The sequence below is a fragment of the Pseudomonas sp. GW821-FHT02C04 genome (assembly GCF_059421845.1).
Window position 1 is genome coordinate 764,849 of sequence record NZ_JBWKVT010000003.1, and the last position, 15,857, is coordinate 780,705.

Consider the following 15,857-nt stretch of genomic DNA (forward strand, 5'->3'; position numbering starts at 1 on the left):
GCCTTTCGGGCTTGCCTAACAGGATTTATGCTCCCCTTGTCACCGAGTTTGCTGACCACCCTCGCCGCCGCCCTTCTATATGCCGCTGCGACCCTCTATCAGGGCACCCGCCTGGCCACTGGCGCCAAGGCCAACAAGCGCCTGCTGGTCACGCTCGGCGTGCTCGCCGTGCTGGCCCACAGTGCCAGCCTGCTGACTCACCTGTTGACGCCAATCGGCCTGGGCCTGGACTTCTTCAGCGCTTCGAGCCTGATTGCCGCGGCAGTCATTGCCCTGACCCTGCTGGCCTGCTCGCGGATCCCGGTGGAAAACCTGCTGATCCTGCTGTTCCCGCTGGGTGCGATCACCGTGTTGCTGGCGCAGTTCGCACCCACCGGCACCGTGCAGATCATCGACGAAGAGCCGGGCATCCTCGCGCATATCCTGCTGTCGATCCTCGCCTACGGCATGTTCACCATCGCCGTGTTTCAGGCATTGTTGCTGCTGGTGCAGGATCACCAGCTCAAGAACAAGCACCCGTCCGGGCTGATCAAGAACTTTCCGCCACTGCAAACCATGGAAAGCCTGCTGTTCGGCTTTCTCTGGGCCGGCTGGACGCTGCTGTCGCTGTCGCTGATTTCCGGCTGGCTGTTCGTCGAAAACCTGTTTGCCCAGCACCTGGTGCACAAGACCCTGCTGGCCTGCCTGGCCTGGGTCGTGTTCAGCGTGCTGTTGTGGGGCCGCAACCGCCTGGGCTGGCGCGGCCACAAAGCGATCCGCTGGACCCTCGCCGGTTTCTGCCTGCTGATGTTGGCGTATTTCGGCAGCAAACTGGTCCGTGAATACATCCTGCACATCTGACGGGCGGCATAAATGGACGGTTTGCCCATAGGGCCGATGCTCGCGGTATTTGTCCTGCTGATTCTCTGGTCGGGATTGTTTACCGCCATCGAAGTGGCGCAACAGCACCTGCTGGCGCAACGTACCGCGTCGCGCGCCAGTGACAAACCACTGGCAAAACTCAGCTTCCCGCTCGACAGCCTGATCCTGTGCAACACCCTGTGCCGCGCCCTCGCCGTGGTGCTTGCCACGCTACTGGCGATTTTCCTCTGTGAAGAGAACGGTCCTTGGGCAGCCTGCCTGGGCGCCAGCGCCGTATTGCTGGTATTTGCCGACTATTTCCCGCGCACCCTCGCCCAACGTTATCCGGACGCCGTGCTGTCATTCGGCAATTCGTTGCTGGCTGTTCCGCTGAAAGTGATCTATCCGCTCGCATGGCTGCTGAGCAGCATCAGTGGTTTGCTGTTGCGTCCGCTGGTGCGCAAGCCTCAGGTCGTGCAGCAGAGCGATGACGACGTCCCCGCCGATCGCCATGACGACCCGGAGCACTCGTCTCGCCCGCACCCGGTTTCCGGCATCCATGCGCTGGACAACATCACGGTCAACGACATCCTGGTGCCTCGCAGTGACGTCGACGGCATCAATCTCGACGACCCGATCGAGGAGATCATCGAGCAATTGCGCCACAACAAGCGCACGCGCCTGCCGGTTTTCCACAGCGACATCAACCAGGTCGAGGCCGTCCTCAACACCCGGCAGATCCGCCATTTGCTGGACAATCACGCCCTGACCCGCGAAGCGCTCCTCGCCGCCAGCTACGAGCCGTATTTCGTACCGGAAAGCACGCCACTGCAACTGCAGCTGCTGAACTTCCACAAGCAGCAGCGTCGTCTGGGCATGGTGGTGGACGAGTACGGCGAAGTGCTGGGGATCGTCACCCTGGAAGACATTCTCGAAGAAATCGTTGGAGAATTCGAAAGCGAGCACAGCCTCGACAACCCGCATATTCATCCGCAGGCCGATGGGCGCATGGTGATCGATGGCGCCGCCTCGATCCGCGAGCTGAACAAATGCCTGGGTTGGCACCTGCCCAGCGACGGCCCCAGAACCCTCAACGGCCTGGTGACCGAAGCGCTGGAAACCATTCCGGAAAGCGCGGTCTGCCTGAAGATCGGGCGCTATCGCCTGGAGATCCTCGAAACCGAGGAAAACCGCGTGAGCAAAGTGCTCATCTGGCACACCAGCTCGGCACCGGCGCTCACACCCGTCCGCTAGTTCGCCCCTTGTTCAATCGTTAGCCACCTTCCTATAATCGGGGCGCTTACCCAAGCCCCGCCGAACCGCGTGCTTACCCCGCACCCGACAGATTCCGGCCGGTTCATCGCTGCTTTCCGCATCACACCGACGACTGTTCCTACCTGAAACAGCGCTCGCGCCCTATCCCACATCCCTGGGTGTTCGACCATAATAATTCGCTCCAATGGAGCTCATGACTGTCAGGGATCACCGCATGACGACCAGTACCGCTTACAGCGACACCGCGCCTGCCCAACCGACCAACTCCGCCACCCGCGTGGCTACAGCGAGTTTCATCGGCACGGCCATCGAGTTCTACGACTTCTACGTCTACGCCACTGCTGCTGCACTGGTGATCGGGCCGGTATTCTTTCCGCAGACATCCGGCACGGCGCAGATGCTCTCGGCATTCCTCACTTTCGGTATCGCTTTCCTCGCCCGCCCGCTGGGTTCGGCATTGTTTGGTCACTTCGGTGACCGCATCGGACGCAAATCAACACTGGTGGCTTCCCTGCTGCTGATGGGTGTCTGCACCACGCTGATCGGCGTGCTGCCGGGTTACGACAGCATCGGGGCGTGGGCGCCGATCCTGTTGTGTGTGCTGCGCTTCGGCCAGGGCCTGGGATTGGGTGGTGAATGGGGCGGCGCGGCGCTGCTGGCCACCGAAAACGCACCGAAAGGCAAACGCGCGTGGTTCGGCATGTTCCCGCAACTGGGCCCTTCGATCGGTTTTCTGGCGGCCAACGGCCTGTTCCTGACCCTGGCCATGACGCTCAATGACGAACAGTTTCGCAGTTGGGGCTGGCGGATTCCGTTCCTGCTCAGTGCGGTACTGGTGATGGTCGGGCTGTATGTGCGCCTCAAACTTCACGAAACGCCAGTGTTCGCCAACGCCATCGCCCGTCAAGAGCGGGTTAAAGTGCCGCTGGTCGAGCTGTTCAGCCAATACTGGGCACCGACGCTGCTGGGCGCCGCCGCCATGGTGGTGTGCTACGCGTTGTTCTACATCTCGACGGTGTTTTCCCTGAGCTACGGCGTGTCGACGCTGGGCTACAGCCGCGAGACATTCCTCGGGCTGCTGTGCTTCGCGGTGCTGTTCATGGCGGCTGCCACGCCGCTGTCAGCCTGGGCCAGCGACCGTTACGGACGCAAACCGGTGCTGATCGTCGGCGGTGTGCTGGCGATTCTTTCCGGTTTTCTGATGGAGCCGTTGCTGACTCAGGGCTCGACCTGGGGCGTCGCGCTGTTCCTGTGCATCGAGCTGTTCCTGATGGGCGTGACATTCGCCCCGATGGGTGCGCTGCTGCCGGAACTGTTTCCGACGCACGTCCGCTATACCGGAGCATCGGCGGCCTACAACCTCGGCGGGATCGTCGGGGCCTCGGCGGCACCGTTCTTCGCGCAGAAACTGGTGGCGATGGGTGGTTTGAGTTACGTCGGCGGGTATGTGTCTGCGGCCGCGGTGCTCAGCTTGATCGCTGTGCTGTGCCTGAAGGAAACGCGCCATAACGACCTGAATCAGGTGTCGTAAGCGCAATGATCGCTCCCGCACAGGCGGGAGCGATCAGATAGCGAGATTACAGCTCTACAACGACCGCCTGAGAAGCACGGGTCGCCTTGGCACGAGCCGCTTCGATCGACTCGTCACGCGCCAGGGCCACGCCCATGCGACGCTGGCCATTGACCTCAGGCTTGCCGAACAGACGCAGCGCGGTATCCGGCTCGCTCAGTGCTGCGCCGAGATTGGCGAATGCGGTCTGGGTCGACTGACCTTCCACCAGAATCACCGCCGAAGCCGATGGGCCGAACTGACGGATCAGCGGCACAGGCAGGCCGAGAATCGCGCGCGCATGCAGGGCGAACTGCGACAGGTCCTGGGAAATCAGGGTCACCAGACCGGTGTCGTGCGGGCGCGGCGACACTTCGCTGAACCATACCTGATCACCCTTGATGAACAGCTCGACGCCGAACAGGCCACGGCCACCCAAGGCTTCAGTTACCGCTTTGGCAACGCGCTCGGATTCAGCCAGTGCGATCGGGCTCATGGCCTGTGGCTGCCAGGATTCCTGGTAGTCGCCTTTCTCCTGACGGTGGCCGACCGGCGCACAGAACGTGGTACCGCCGATATGACGAACGGTCAGCAGGGTGATTTCGTAGTCGAAATCGATGAAGCCTTCGATGATCACCCGACCTTTGCCGGCGCGACCGCCCTCTTGCGCGTAATCCCAGGCTTTCTGCACGTCATCGACGCTGCGCAGCAGGCTCTGGCCCTTGCCCGACGAGCTCATCACCGGTTTGACGACGCATGGGAAACCCAGGTCTTCAACGGCTTTGCTGTAGTCCTCGAAGGTATCGGCGAAGTGGTACGGCGAAGTCGGCAGATCCAGCTCTTCGGCGGCCAGACGACGGATGCCTTCGCGGTTCATGGTCAGTTGCGCGGCGCGAGCGGTCGGGATCACGGTAAAGCCTTCGGCTTCCAGTTCGACCAGGGTGGCGGTGGCGATGGCTTCGATTTCCGGCACGATGAAGTGCGGCTTCTCGGCTTCGATCACCGCACGCAGGGCTGCGCCATCGAGCATGTTGATCACGTGGCTGCGATGAGCAACCTGCATGGCCGGCGCATTGGCGTAACGGTCAACGGCGATCACTTCAACGCCCAGGCGTTGCAACTCGATCACCACTTCCTTGCCCAACTCACCACAGCCACACAGCAATACGCGGGTCGCGGTCGGCGACAATGGAGTTCCGATACGGGTCATCTCAGGTCCTCAAAGAAGCGGATCATCGAGGAAAGCAACGCCAGACGCGCTTTCCATGGGGAGAAAGCGCGGCATTTTACATGAACCTGAGGGTTTGGCTTCAGCCGGCGACAGCCTGTTTACGCTCGCGCCAGGCCATGATCAGCCAGACGGCAGTGACACCGGCGAACTTCGAGGCCAGGGCGGTGATGATCACCGGCGGCGTCAGCAGGTCGATCATGCCAAAGAAGATGAAGGTATCGAGGGGAATGCTCAGCGCCGAACTGATCCACAGGCGGTCACGCAACGGCCGCTTGGTGACGGTGAACACCAGCCAGTCGATGCACTCGGACACCGCGAACGCCGTGGCGCTGGCCAGCGCAATCGATGGATCGGAGGTGACATAGGACAGCACCAGCGCCGCCAGCATCGCCGCAATCGCACCATGACCGAACCGGATCTGCACCATGTCGCGCAACACGAACACCAGCCCGCCCCAGGCCGACCAGATGATGTCCAGGTGCGGCGCGGTGGAGAAGGCGAAGTTGATCAGCACGACACTGCTGATGTAAGCGATGAGGAAAATCATGGGCGTGACCTGTCAATTTGGCGCACAGGTTACTTCAGCCCTTCGAGGACGCCAATCAAATCGGCTATTGCCCAGGCGTTTTGCCGATCATCCAGACCAGCCCACTAGACTTCGCCCGCTCATGACACAACCCGAGCACCGCCCGCCGCTCGTCATTGGTCATCCGGCTCCAGCGGGTGATTTCCTCGACCGTGCGCTGGCAACCGGTGCAAATGTCATCGTCATCCAACGCGCAAATATTCACGCAGGGCGAGGCCACCGGCCGCTCAACCGTATTCATTCTTCCTGCTCGACCAGATCGCGCGCATAGCGCTGCGAGTTATGGACATAGTGGGCGGCGCTGGCTTCGAGCATCTTCTTCTGTTGTTCGGTCAACTCACGCACCACCTTGCCCGGCGAGCCCATCACCAGCGAACCGTCGGGAATTTCCTTGCCTTCGCCAATCAGCGAATTGGCGCCGATGATGCAGTTCTTGCCGATCTTCGCGCCGTTGAGGATGACCGCGTTGATGCCGATCAGGCTGTAGTCGCCGACCGTGCAGCCGTGGAGCATGGCGTTGTGGCCGATGGTCACGCCGGTGCCGATGGTCAGCGGGTAGCCCATGTCGGTGTGCATCACGGTGCCGTCCTGCACGTTGCTGTTCTTGCCGATCAGGATCAGTTCGTTGTCGCCGCGCAACACGGCGTTGAACCAGACGTTGGCGCCCTCTTCCAGTTTGACCTTGCCCACCAGCACGGCATTGGGGGCGACCCAGCTCTGCGGATGGGTTTCGACACGGACGTCGCCCAGGCGGTATTTCATCTTGTTTTCCTCAGGGCTCACGATGGCTGGCCATTCGAGCGATGGCTTCAGGTATTGATAAAGCTTTTTGGCGGCTGATGCAGGCTGATTTTGGCGTCATAGAGCAGGTTGATCAACTCGACGATCATGATCGCCGTCAGCCCCCAGATCTTGTATTCGCCATAACGATAGCTCGGCACGTACCAACTGCGACCCTGATAGTCGATGCGGTGGGTGTGTTCGCGCGGATCCTTGCGAAAGAATTCCAGCGGCACGCTGAACACCGCTGCGATCTCGGCATCATTGGCCTGGTATTCGACAAAATCGGGAATCACCCCGACATACGGTGTGACCTTGATGCCATGCAGGGAGATCAACGGACTGAGCGGGCCGATCACTTCGACCAGGCCAGGCGGCAGGCCGATTTCCTCCTCGGCTTCACGCAGTGCGGTAAAGATCAGATCCGGATCTTCCGGATCCCGTCGTCCGCCGGGAAAGGCGACTTCGCCACCGTGGGTCGAGAGCCCGCTGGCGCGCAAGGTCAGGACAAGCTCGGGTTCGTCACTGCGAGTAATCGGCACCAGGACGGCGGCCTCGGGGAAACGCGTGTCGGTCTCCAGCGTGCGCGGCGTGTGATTGCTTACCCGGTGCAGTAGCTCGTCCAGCATAAGTGTTCTCGATCTGTGCCTTGCCCTGCATCATGCACCAATCAATGCGACCGCCCAAGCCCTGAACAAGGGTCATGTCGCGAAACGACAACTTGCCGACTGACACCGCTGCACGCCAAGATAGGCGCAGCATTCAGGAACCCCAGCATGAAATTTTGCAGCCAGTGCGGCAACCCGGTGACCCAGCGCATTCCCGAAGGCGACTCGCGGCTGCGATTTGTCTGCGACAGCTGTCAGACGATTCACTACCAGAACCCGAATATCGTGGCTGGATGCGTGGCAACCTGGGGCAGCAAAGTCCTGCTCTGCCGCCGTGCCATCGAGCCGCGTCTCGGTTACTGGACGCTGCCCGCCGGTTTCATGGAAAACGGCGAGACCATCGAGCAGGCCGCCATCCGCGAAACCGCCGAGGAAGCCTGCGCCCGGGTGCGTAACCTGAGCATCTACACCCTGATCGACGTGCCGCATATCAGCCAGGTGCATGTGTTCTTTCGCGCAGAGCTGGCGGACCTGGATTTTTCCGCCGGCCCCGAGAGCCTCGAAGTGCAACTGTTCGACGAAGCGCAGATTCCATGGGACGAGCTGGCTTTCCGCACAGTGGGCCGTACCTTAGAATGCTTCTTCGCTGACCGCCGCGCCGAGACTTACCCGGTGCGCTCGGAATCGATCCCGCCGCTCGCTCAACCGGCCATCACTTGATTTCAGCGCCAGCCGGCCGATAACCCGCGTGCGCAGCCCGCGACAGCGCCTGCATAAGATCTATAAATAAATTATCTGCATCACCTTATGGGGAATCGTTTCAATGCGCTGGTTGCTTGCCCTGTTTTGCCTGTCGTTCGTCACCGTCTCCCAAGCGTCGTTCGTGACCACCGTGACGCCTTCGAACACCCCGCTCATCGAAAAAATACTGGTGCTCAAATCGGCTCATCAACTGCAGTTGATCGCCGATGGCAAGCCGCTCAAGAGCTATCGCATTTCCCTGGGCAAGGGCGCAAAAAAAGGCCCGAAACTGATTGAAGGCGACAAACGCACACCTGAAGGTTTCTATTGGATCGACTGGCGCAAGACCAGCGACAAATTCAACCTGTCGATGCACATCTCCTACCCGAACATCAGCGACTCCGCCCGCGCCCGGCGCGAAGGCGTCGAGCCTGGCGGCATGATCATGATCCACGGCACGCCGGATTCCGAAGACAACCCGGAAAACCTGTTCCACACCCTGGACTGGACCGACGGCTGCATCGCCATGCGCAACGTCGACATGCGCGAAGTCTGGAACCTGGTGCCAGACGGCACGATGATCGAAATCCGCCCCTGATTCTGTCACCAGGGCGCCTGCTCTCTCCGGGCCGCGAAGCGGCCCTTCCCTCTGACCATTGGTCGCCCGCAAAAAATAAATTCAAAAGATCGCAGCCTGCGGCAACGTCTGAACGGTGATACCACTTTCACCCGCCAGAACTGCCGCAGACTGCGATCTTTCGCATTCCAGAGCCCACCTCTAATACCACTTGAAACCACCCCCCCTGAAACAGCCGATTCCAAAGGACTACAAGCCTTTCCGCCGCGTTGACATGGTATGCAAGTGGTATTAGTTTTCGCCGAAACAGCGAGCGACAACAATCCAATATCAGCTCCGGAAATGCCTGCATGAATGATCTACACGCCCTGCGCCCTGACGACTCCCAGCCGACGCCGCTGTACCTGCAACTGGCGCGCAACCTGGAAGCAGCGATCCATGCCGGCCAGTGGAAAGCCGAACAGGCGATGCCGTCGGAGCGCAATCTCAGCGAAATGCTGGGGATTTCTCGGGTTACCGCCCGCAAGGCGCTGGAAGTCCTGCTCGATCAAGGTTTGATCCGCCGCCTGCAAGGTTCCGGCACTTTCATCACCCCACGCCTTGAACAACCACTGTCGCGCCTCTCGGGCTTCAGCGAAATGCTCCGTCTCAAGGGCTTCGTGCCCAGCTCGCAATGGCTCGAGCGGGAAATCACCCTGCCAACCCACGAAGAACTGATCCGCCTCGGCCTGTCGCCGAACGACAAGGTCGCGCGCATGAAACGCCTGCGCAAAGCGGACGACACGGTGATGGCCATCGAGATGAGCACCCTGCCCGCCTCGATCATGCCCAAGCCGCAGGTTGTGGGCGATTCGCTCTACGAACACCTCGACAGCATCGGCAAACCGATCGTGCGCGCCTTGCAGCACATCCAGGCGATCAACGCCTCGGACGAGTTCGCCGCGCTGGTCGGCATCGCCCCCGGCACCGCGATGCTGCTGATGACCCGGGTCGGCTACCTGGAAGACAACACGCCGATCGAAGTCACCGACACCTATTGCCGCAACGACTACTACGACTTTGTTGCAGAGCTTCGCCGCTGATCAGCAGCCAGGCCAAACGAGAGAAGCGAAATGTCCGAAGACAACATCCTCACCGCTGACGGCTGGATTCGCGGCCGGCTGATCCACGAACACGGCAGAGTCGTGTCCATCGAAGGCGTGCCTTGCGATCCGGCGACCAATGACCTGCCGTATCTGCTGCCGGGCTTCATCGATCTGCACGTTCACGGCGGTGGCGGCAAAGACATCATGGAAGGCACCAGCGCCTTCGAGACCATCACCAAAACCCACGTGCGTTTCGGCACCACCTCGCTGCTGGCCACCACCATGACCGCGCCGAGTGCCGAGATTGCCAGCGTGCTCAAGGATGTCGGCGAATTCTGCGAACAGCGTCCGAAAGGCGCCGCCCGGGTGCTCGGCGTTCACCTCGAAGGCCCGTACATCAACCCCGGCAAACTCGGCGCCCAACCGAACTTCGCCCACACTGCTTTGATGGCCGAAGTCGAAGAGTATCTGGCACTCGCACCGATCCGGGTGATCACCATCGCCCCGGAAATCGCCGGCCACGACGGTTTGATCCGTGAGCTGAGCCGCCGTGGCATCCGCATGCAGATCGGTCACACCCTCGGCAGTTACGAGGAAGGCGTCGCCGCCCTCGAAGCCGGGGCCACCAGTTTCACGCATCTGTATAACGCCATGAGCCCGCTGCATCACCGCGAGCCGGGCATCGTCGGCGCGGCACTGGCCCACGCAAAATTCGCCGAGCTGATCCCGGACTTGCTGCACGTGCACCCCGGTGCGATCCGCGTCGCCCTGCGCTCGATCCCGTGCCTGTATTGCGTCACCGATTCGACCGCCGCCGCCGGCATGCCCGACGGCGAGTACAAGCTCGGCAGCCACACCGTCACCAAATGCCTGGGCGGCGTACGCCTGCCGGACGGCACCCTGGCCGGCAGCACCCTGACCATGGATCAGGCCCTGCGCAATCTGGTGAAGATCGGTCTGCCGATCGCCGAGGCCTCGCAACGTCTTTCGCAATTCCCCGCCGACTACCTCGGCATCACCGAACGCGGGCGCCTGCAACCGGGCGCCTGGGCCGACTGCGTGCGGCTGGATCGCTCACTCACACTGACCGCCGTCATGGTCGAAGGAGAAGACATTGACTTCAAAAATGCTTGAGGAGGCGCTGTCCTCGTTTGAGGCCGTGCAAGCCCAACTGCAACAGCTCGATGGCTCGATGATCGAGATCGCCGGACGCCTGCGCCGTCAGCCGCCGCAAGTGGCGATGACCGTCGCCCGTGGCAGTTCCGATCATGCGGCCAGCTACTTCGCCTACCTGACCATGCAACAACTGGGGATTCCGGTGGCATCGCTGCCAATGTCGGTGGTGACCATGCAGCAAGCGCCGTTGAAGGTCAGCGGTCAGGTCGCGTTCGCGTTTTCCCAGTCGGGCCAGAGCCCGGACCTGGTCAACAGCCTGCGTCTGCTGCGCAAGCGCGGTGCCCTGAGCGTGTCGATGGTCAACGCCGCCGACTCGCCGCTGGAGGCTGCGTGCGAATTCAGCCTGCCATTGCTGGCCGGCACCGAAAGCAGCGTCGCCGCGACCAAGAGCTTCATCGCCACCCTCAGCGCCAGCGCCCGTCTGATCGCGCACTGGAAAGAAGACAGCGAATTGCTGGAAGCGCACAACGCCCTGCCCGCCGGTTTGCGCGAAGCCGCGCAACAGGACTGGAGCCTGGCCATCGACGCCCTGCGCGATTGCGAACGCCTGATGGTAATCGGCCGTGGCGCCGGTTTCGCCATCGCCCAGGAAGCCGCACTGAAATTCAAGGAAACCTCGGCGATCCAGGCCGAAGCCTTCAGCAGCGCCGAAGTCCGTCACGGCCCGATGGCCCTGATCGACGCCAACTACCCTTTGCTGGTGTTTGCCCCGCGCGGCGCCGAGCAGGCCGGCCTGCTGAGCCTCGCGGCGGAAATGCGTCAGCGTGGTGCCCGTGTATTGCTGGCGGCGCCGGATGATGTGCTCGAACGCGACCTGACCCTGAGCCGTGCCGAACACCCGGCGCTCGACCCGATCCTGGCGATCCAGAGTTTCTACGTGATGGCGGCCGGTCTGGCCGTGGCCCGTGGCATGGACCCGGATCAGCCGCGACACCTGAGCAAAGTCACTCGTACGCACTGAGTCCGAACCGAACGTTTTCCTGATGAGACCGAGCCATGCACAACAACAATAAAGAGCTGACTTTAAGCGCCCCGCTCAGCGGCCCGGTGCTCACGCTCGCCAAAGTTCCGGACGCGGTGTTCGCCAGCGGCGCGATGGGCGACGGCATTGCCATCGATCCGCTGAACGACACCTTGTATTCGCCCTGCGCCGGGGTGGTGATCCACGTTGCCCGCACCGGCCACGCGCTGACCGTGCGTGCCGACAACGGCGCGGAAATCCTCCTGCACCTGGGACTCGACACGGTCGAGTTGCAGGGCGAAGGTTTCTCGATGCTGGTCAAGGAAGGCACCCGGGTCAGCAGTGGCCAGCCGTTGCTGCGCTATGACCTGGACAAGGTCGGCCGCCAGTGCAAAAGCCTGGTCAGCCTGCTGATCCTGACCAACAGCCAGGACTTTCAGGCGCGTCCCATCACCCTGAAAACAGTGAAGGTTGGCGAACCGCTGCTGCACATAGTTGCTCGTCACAGCACGGCGGCGAATGCAGAAGAAACCGGCGGCCCTGAAGTTCACGGTCACGTGCGGGTCGCCCATCGCGGTGGCCTGCATGCACGTCCGGCGGCGTTGATCCGTCAGACGGCGCAAGGTTTCAAGAGCCAGTCACAACTGCATTTCGCCGGCAAATCGGCGCCGTGCAACAGTCTCATCGGCTTGATGGGCTTGGCGATTGGCGAGCAGGACGAAGTGCAAGTCAGTTGTCAGGGCTCCGATGCGCAAGCGGCGCTGCAAGCCTTGCTCACCGCACTGGCCACCGCCCTGCCCGACGATCACCACGCTGCCGTGCCGGTTGTTTCTGCCCCACGCAATCGCCCGGCCGAGGCCGGCGTGTTGCATGGTGTTTGCGCCGCACCGGGTCTGGTCGGCGGGCCGCTGTTTCGCTTGAACGCGATCAGCCTGCCGGCGGACGCTGGCAATCATCAGCCCGAGCAACAATTGCAGATCCTCGACGCGGCACTGAATCAGGTTCGCAGCGAAATCAACGGCACCCTCGCCCAGGCGAAAAAACAGCGCAATGCCGACGAAGAAGCGATCTTCGCCGCGCACCTGGCGCTGCTGGAAGACCCGGCCCTGCTCGACGCCGCGCAGCAATCGATCGAAACCGGCACCGCAGCGACCCACGCCTGGAGCCACTCCATCGACGTGCAATGCGAGGTGCTGCAGAACACCGGCAGCGCGCTACTGGCCGAACGCGCCAACGATCTGCGCGACTTGAAACAACGGGTGCTGCGTGCCCTGCTCGGCGAAGCCTGGCATTACGAAGTGCCGGCCGGCGCTATCGTCGCCGCCCACGAACTGACGCCTTCGGACTTGCTGCAACTGAGCGCGCAAGGTGTCGCCGGATTGTGCATGGCCGAAGGTGGCGCAACGTCACACGTGGCGATTCTGGCCCGGGGAAAAGGCCTGCCGTGCATGGTCGCACTGGGCACGGCGCTGCTCGACCAAGCGCAAGGTCAATCGGTGGTCCTCGACGCCGACGGCGGGCGCCTCGAACTGACGCCAAATGCCGAAAGACTGGCCGAAGTCCGGCAAGCCCAGATCGACCGCCAACAACGTCGCGAAGCCCAGCAAGCCCAGGCCCATCTGCCGGCGGAAACCCGCAACGGCGTGGCCATCGAAGTGGTCGCCAATGTCGCCTCCAGCCATGAAGCGGCGGATGCGTTTGCGAACGGCGCCGATGGTGTCGGCCTGTTGCGCACCGAGTTTCTGTTCGTCGATCGCCACACTGCACCGGACGTCGAAGAACAACGCGCCGCCTATCAAGCCGTGATCGATGCCATGGGCGACAAGTCGGTGATCATCCGCACCATCGACGTCGGCGGCGACAAGCAACTCGATTACCTGCCGCTGCCAGTGGAAGCCAACCCGGTGCTCGGTCTGCGGGGTATTCGCCTGGCCCAGGCCCGCCCGGAAATCCTCGATCAGCAACTGCGCGCCCTGCTGCAAGTCAGCCCGTTACAGCGCTGCCGGATCCTGCTGCCGATGGTCACCGAGGTCGACGAACTGCTGCACATCCGCCAACGGGTCGATGCGCTGTGCCTGGAACTGGGTATCAGCCTACGTCCGGAAATCGGCGTGATGATCGAAGTCCCGGCCGCCGCCTTGCAGGCCGAACAACTGGCCGAACACGCCGACTTCTTGTCCATCGGCACCAACGACCTGTCGCAATACACCCTGGCCATGGACCGCGACCACGCCGGTCTCGCCGCACGGGTCGATGCCTTGCACCCGGCGCTGCTGCGCCTGATCGCCATGACCTGCGAAGGCGCGGCGGTGCATAAACGCTGGGTCGGCGTGTGCGGTGCCCTGGCTTCAGATCCGCTGGCGACGCCGGTGTTGATCGGCCTCGGCGTGACCGAACTGTCGGTGAGCCCGGTGCAAATTGGTGAAATCAAGGATCGCGTGCGCCAGCTGCACGAAGCCGAATGCCAACGCCTCGCCCGGGACATGCTCAAGCTGAGCAGCGCTGCCGCGGTGCGTCATGCCTGTCATCAACATTGGCCTCTGCGCTAACAAAAACAACAAGGACAAACGCCATGTACCAACTCTTCATCGAAGGCCTGCAACGCCTCGGCCGAGCGCTGATGCTGCCGATCGCGATCCTGCCGATCGCCGGCCTGCTGCTGCGCCTGGGAGACACTGACCTCTTGAACATCGCGATCATCCACGACGCCGGTCAGGTGATCTTCGCCAACCTGGCGATGATCTTCGCCATCGGCATCGCGGTCGGTTTCGCCAAGGACAACAACGGCACCGCCGGCCTCGCCGGGGTGATCGGTTACCTGGTGATGATCTCCACGCTGAAGGTGCTCGACGCGAGCATCAACATGGGCATGCTCGCCGGGATCGTCAGCGGCCTGATGGCCGGCGCGTTGTACAACCGCTTCAAGGACATCAAGTTGCCGGAGTATCTGGCGTTCTTCGGCGGCCGGCGTTTCGTACCGATCGTCACCGGTTTCGCGGCGGTGGGTCTGGGCGTGGTATTCGGCTACATCTGGCCGCCGATCCAGCACGGCATCAACAGCTTCGGCAGCCTGATGATGGAAAGCGGCAGCTTCGGCGCCTTCGTCTTCGGCGTGTTCAACCGCCTGCTGATCGTCACCGGCCTGCACCACATCCTCAACAACATGGCGTGGTTCGTGTTCGGCAACTTCACCGACCCGACCACCGGAGCGCTGGTGACTGGCGACCTTTCACGCTACTTCGCAGGTGATCCGAAGGGCGGCCAGTTCATGACCGGCATGTTCCCGATGATGATCTTCGGCCTCCCCGCCGCGTGCCTGGCGATGTACCGCAACGCCCTGCCGGAACGGCGCAAGGTAATGGGCGGGATCTTCCTGTCGATGGCGCTGACCTCGTTTTTGACCGGGGTGACCGAGCCGATCGAATTCGCCTTCATGTTCCTCGCACCGCTGCTGTATCTGGTGCATGCGTTGCTGACCGGGCTGTCGATGGCGATCACCAACGCACTGAACATTCATCTGGGCTTCACCTTCTCCGGTGGCTTCATCGACATGGTGCTCGGCTGGGGCAAGTCCACCAATGGCTGGCTGGTGATCCCGGTGGGCCTGGCTTATGCGGTCATCTATTACGCGGTGTTTGATTTCTGCATCCGCCGCTTCAACCTGAAAACGCCGGGACGTGAAGACGTCGCCACCGCCGACAAAGCGGTTCTGACCGAAAACGAACGCGCCGGGGCTTACATCAAGGCACTCGGCGGCGCGGAGAATCTGGTGACTGTTGGCGCATGCACCACGCGGCTGCGACTGGAAATGGTGGATCGCAACAAAGCCTCGGATGCCGATTTGAAAGCGCTGGGCGCGATGGCCGTTGTGCGTCCGGGCAAGGGCGGGAGCTTGCAGGTGGTTGTCGGGCCGATGGCCGACAGCATTGCCGACGAAATCCGACTGGCGATGCCGGCGTTGGGACGTGCCGTAGCGACTGCACCTGTCGCCGTCATCGAAACCAGCGAGCCCGTCGCAGTCGCCACACCGCTGGCACAGCAATGGTTGACCGCACTGGGCGGCAGCGACAATGTGCTGCAACTTGATTGCATCGCCATGAGCCGGATTCGCCTGCAACTGGCCGATGGCAAGGTGCTCTCGGAAAGCCGATTGAAAGAGCTTGGATGTTTGGGTGTGAGCGCGCTGGAAGATGGCGTGTGGCACTTGCTGGTGGGTGAACGGGCGCAGAGTTTGAGTGCGGCGCTGGAGGGGTTGGTTAATCGGAGTGAGGTAAGTGCCAAGGTTTAGGACCACCACTCAACACGATGAGCGTTAGCTCGAGTACCGCTTTTGACGTGCCGGCCCCATCGGCAGGCTGAGTGGAGGGATTCATCCGGGGGTGGGAGCGCAGCGACCGTGCGGCGAAGCCGCATGCATCGAGAGGAGGTGCAGCGAAGCAAACCGTAGG

At 62.2% G+C, this 15,857-nt stretch carries 15 protein-coding genes; 10 read left to right on the forward strand and 5 right to left on the reverse strand.

From position 1 onward, the window contains the following. Window positions 1-27 precede the first annotated feature (27 nt). From AC07VV_RS15690 to AC07VV_RS15700, 3 genes are all read left to right on the forward strand, one after another. Window positions 28-840, forward strand: coding sequence for a cytochrome C assembly family protein (locus AC07VV_RS15690; RefSeq protein ID WP_495036732.1), 813 nt, complete (start codon window positions 28-30; stop codon window positions 838-840). A gap of 12 nt (window positions 841-852) precedes the next feature. Then, the gene (locus AC07VV_RS15695; RefSeq protein ID WP_495036733.1) at window positions 853-2,094 is read left to right on the forward strand and encodes a transporter associated domain-containing protein; all 1,242 of its coding nucleotides are present in this window, start codon (window positions 853-855) and stop codon (window positions 2,092-2,094) included. A 235-nt stretch (window positions 2,095-2,329) separates the two neighbouring features. Beyond that, on the forward strand, window positions 2,330-3,646 hold the full coding sequence (locus tag AC07VV_RS15700) for an MFS transporter (protein ID WP_102619526.1): 1,317 nt from the start codon (window positions 2,330-2,332) through the stop codon (window positions 3,644-3,646). A gap of 46 nt (window positions 3,647-3,692) precedes the next feature. Here AC07VV_RS15700 and purT read toward each other — a convergent pair whose 3' ends face one another. The 5 genes from purT to AC07VV_RS15725 all read right to left on the reverse strand — a co-directional run bounded on the left by purT (window position 3,693) and on the right by AC07VV_RS15725 (window position 6,890). Then, complete coding sequence (gene purT / locus AC07VV_RS15705) at window positions 3,693-4,874, reverse strand: formate-dependent phosphoribosylglycinamide formyltransferase (RefSeq protein ID WP_102619525.1); 1,182 nt, start codon at window positions 4,872-4,874, stop codon at window positions 3,693-3,695. 100 nt (window positions 4,875-4,974) lie between these two features. Beyond that, the gene (locus AC07VV_RS15710) at window positions 4,975-5,442 is read right to left on the reverse strand and encodes a preQ0 transporter (protein WP_096819236.1); all 468 of its coding nucleotides are present in this window, start codon (window positions 5,440-5,442) and stop codon (window positions 4,975-4,977) included. Between the two features lie 64 nt (window positions 5,443-5,506). Beyond that, window positions 5,507-5,722, reverse strand: coding sequence for a DUF1289 domain-containing protein (locus AC07VV_RS15715; protein ID WP_096819234.1), 216 nt, complete (start codon window positions 5,720-5,722; stop codon window positions 5,507-5,509). Beyond that, complete coding sequence (locus AC07VV_RS15720) at window positions 5,719-6,243, reverse strand: gamma carbonic anhydrase family protein (protein WP_495036734.1); 525 nt, start codon at window positions 6,241-6,243, stop codon at window positions 5,719-5,721. The genes AC07VV_RS15715 and AC07VV_RS15720 overlap by 4 nt, the downstream gene beginning before the upstream one ends. A 47-nt stretch (window positions 6,244-6,290) precedes the next feature. Further along, complete coding sequence (locus tag AC07VV_RS15725) at window positions 6,291-6,890, reverse strand: CoA pyrophosphatase (RefSeq protein WP_085608172.1); 600 nt, start codon at window positions 6,888-6,890, stop codon at window positions 6,291-6,293. 147 nt (window positions 6,891-7,037) lie between these two features. Between AC07VV_RS15725 and AC07VV_RS15730 the strand changes: the two genes are divergently transcribed. The 7 genes from AC07VV_RS15730 to nagE all read left to right on the forward strand — a co-directional run bounded on the left by AC07VV_RS15730 (window position 7,038) and on the right by nagE (window position 15,697). Next, on the forward strand, window positions 7,038-7,589 hold the full coding sequence (locus AC07VV_RS15730; protein WP_096819233.1) for an NUDIX hydrolase: 552 nt from the start codon (window positions 7,038-7,040) through the stop codon (window positions 7,587-7,589). A 103-nt stretch (window positions 7,590-7,692) separates the two neighbouring features. Next, window positions 7,693-8,208, forward strand: coding sequence for a L,D-transpeptidase family protein (locus AC07VV_RS15735; protein ID WP_096819231.1), 516 nt, complete (start codon window positions 7,693-7,695; stop codon window positions 8,206-8,208). A gap of 329 nt (window positions 8,209-8,537) precedes the next feature. Next, window positions 8,538-9,269 (forward strand): GntR family transcriptional regulator, encoded by a 732-nt coding sequence (locus AC07VV_RS15740; protein ID WP_007954613.1) that lies wholly within the window; start codon window positions 8,538-8,540, stop codon window positions 9,267-9,269. 30 nt (window positions 9,270-9,299) lie between these two features. Continuing rightward, window positions 9,300-10,406: an N-acetylglucosamine-6-phosphate deacetylase gene (gene nagA, locus AC07VV_RS15745; RefSeq protein WP_495036735.1), complete on the forward strand. Its 1,107-nt coding sequence runs from the start codon at window positions 9,300-9,302 to the stop codon at window positions 10,404-10,406. Then, on the forward strand, window positions 10,387-11,409 hold the full coding sequence (locus AC07VV_RS15750) for an SIS domain-containing protein (protein ID WP_495036736.1): 1,023 nt from the start codon (window positions 10,387-10,389) through the stop codon (window positions 11,407-11,409). The genes nagA and AC07VV_RS15750 overlap by 20 nt, the downstream gene beginning before the upstream one ends. 35 nt (window positions 11,410-11,444) lie before the next feature. Next, complete coding sequence (ptsP, locus tag AC07VV_RS15755; RefSeq protein WP_495036737.1) at window positions 11,445-13,958, forward strand: phosphoenolpyruvate--protein phosphotransferase; 2,514 nt, start codon at window positions 11,445-11,447, stop codon at window positions 13,956-13,958. Window positions 13,959-13,981: 23 nt separating this feature from the next. Further along, window positions 13,982-15,697, forward strand: coding sequence for an N-acetylglucosamine-specific PTS transporter subunit IIBC (nagE, locus tag AC07VV_RS15760; RefSeq protein WP_495036738.1), 1,716 nt, complete (start codon window positions 13,982-13,984; stop codon window positions 15,695-15,697). Window positions 15,698-15,857: the final 160 nt, after the last annotated feature.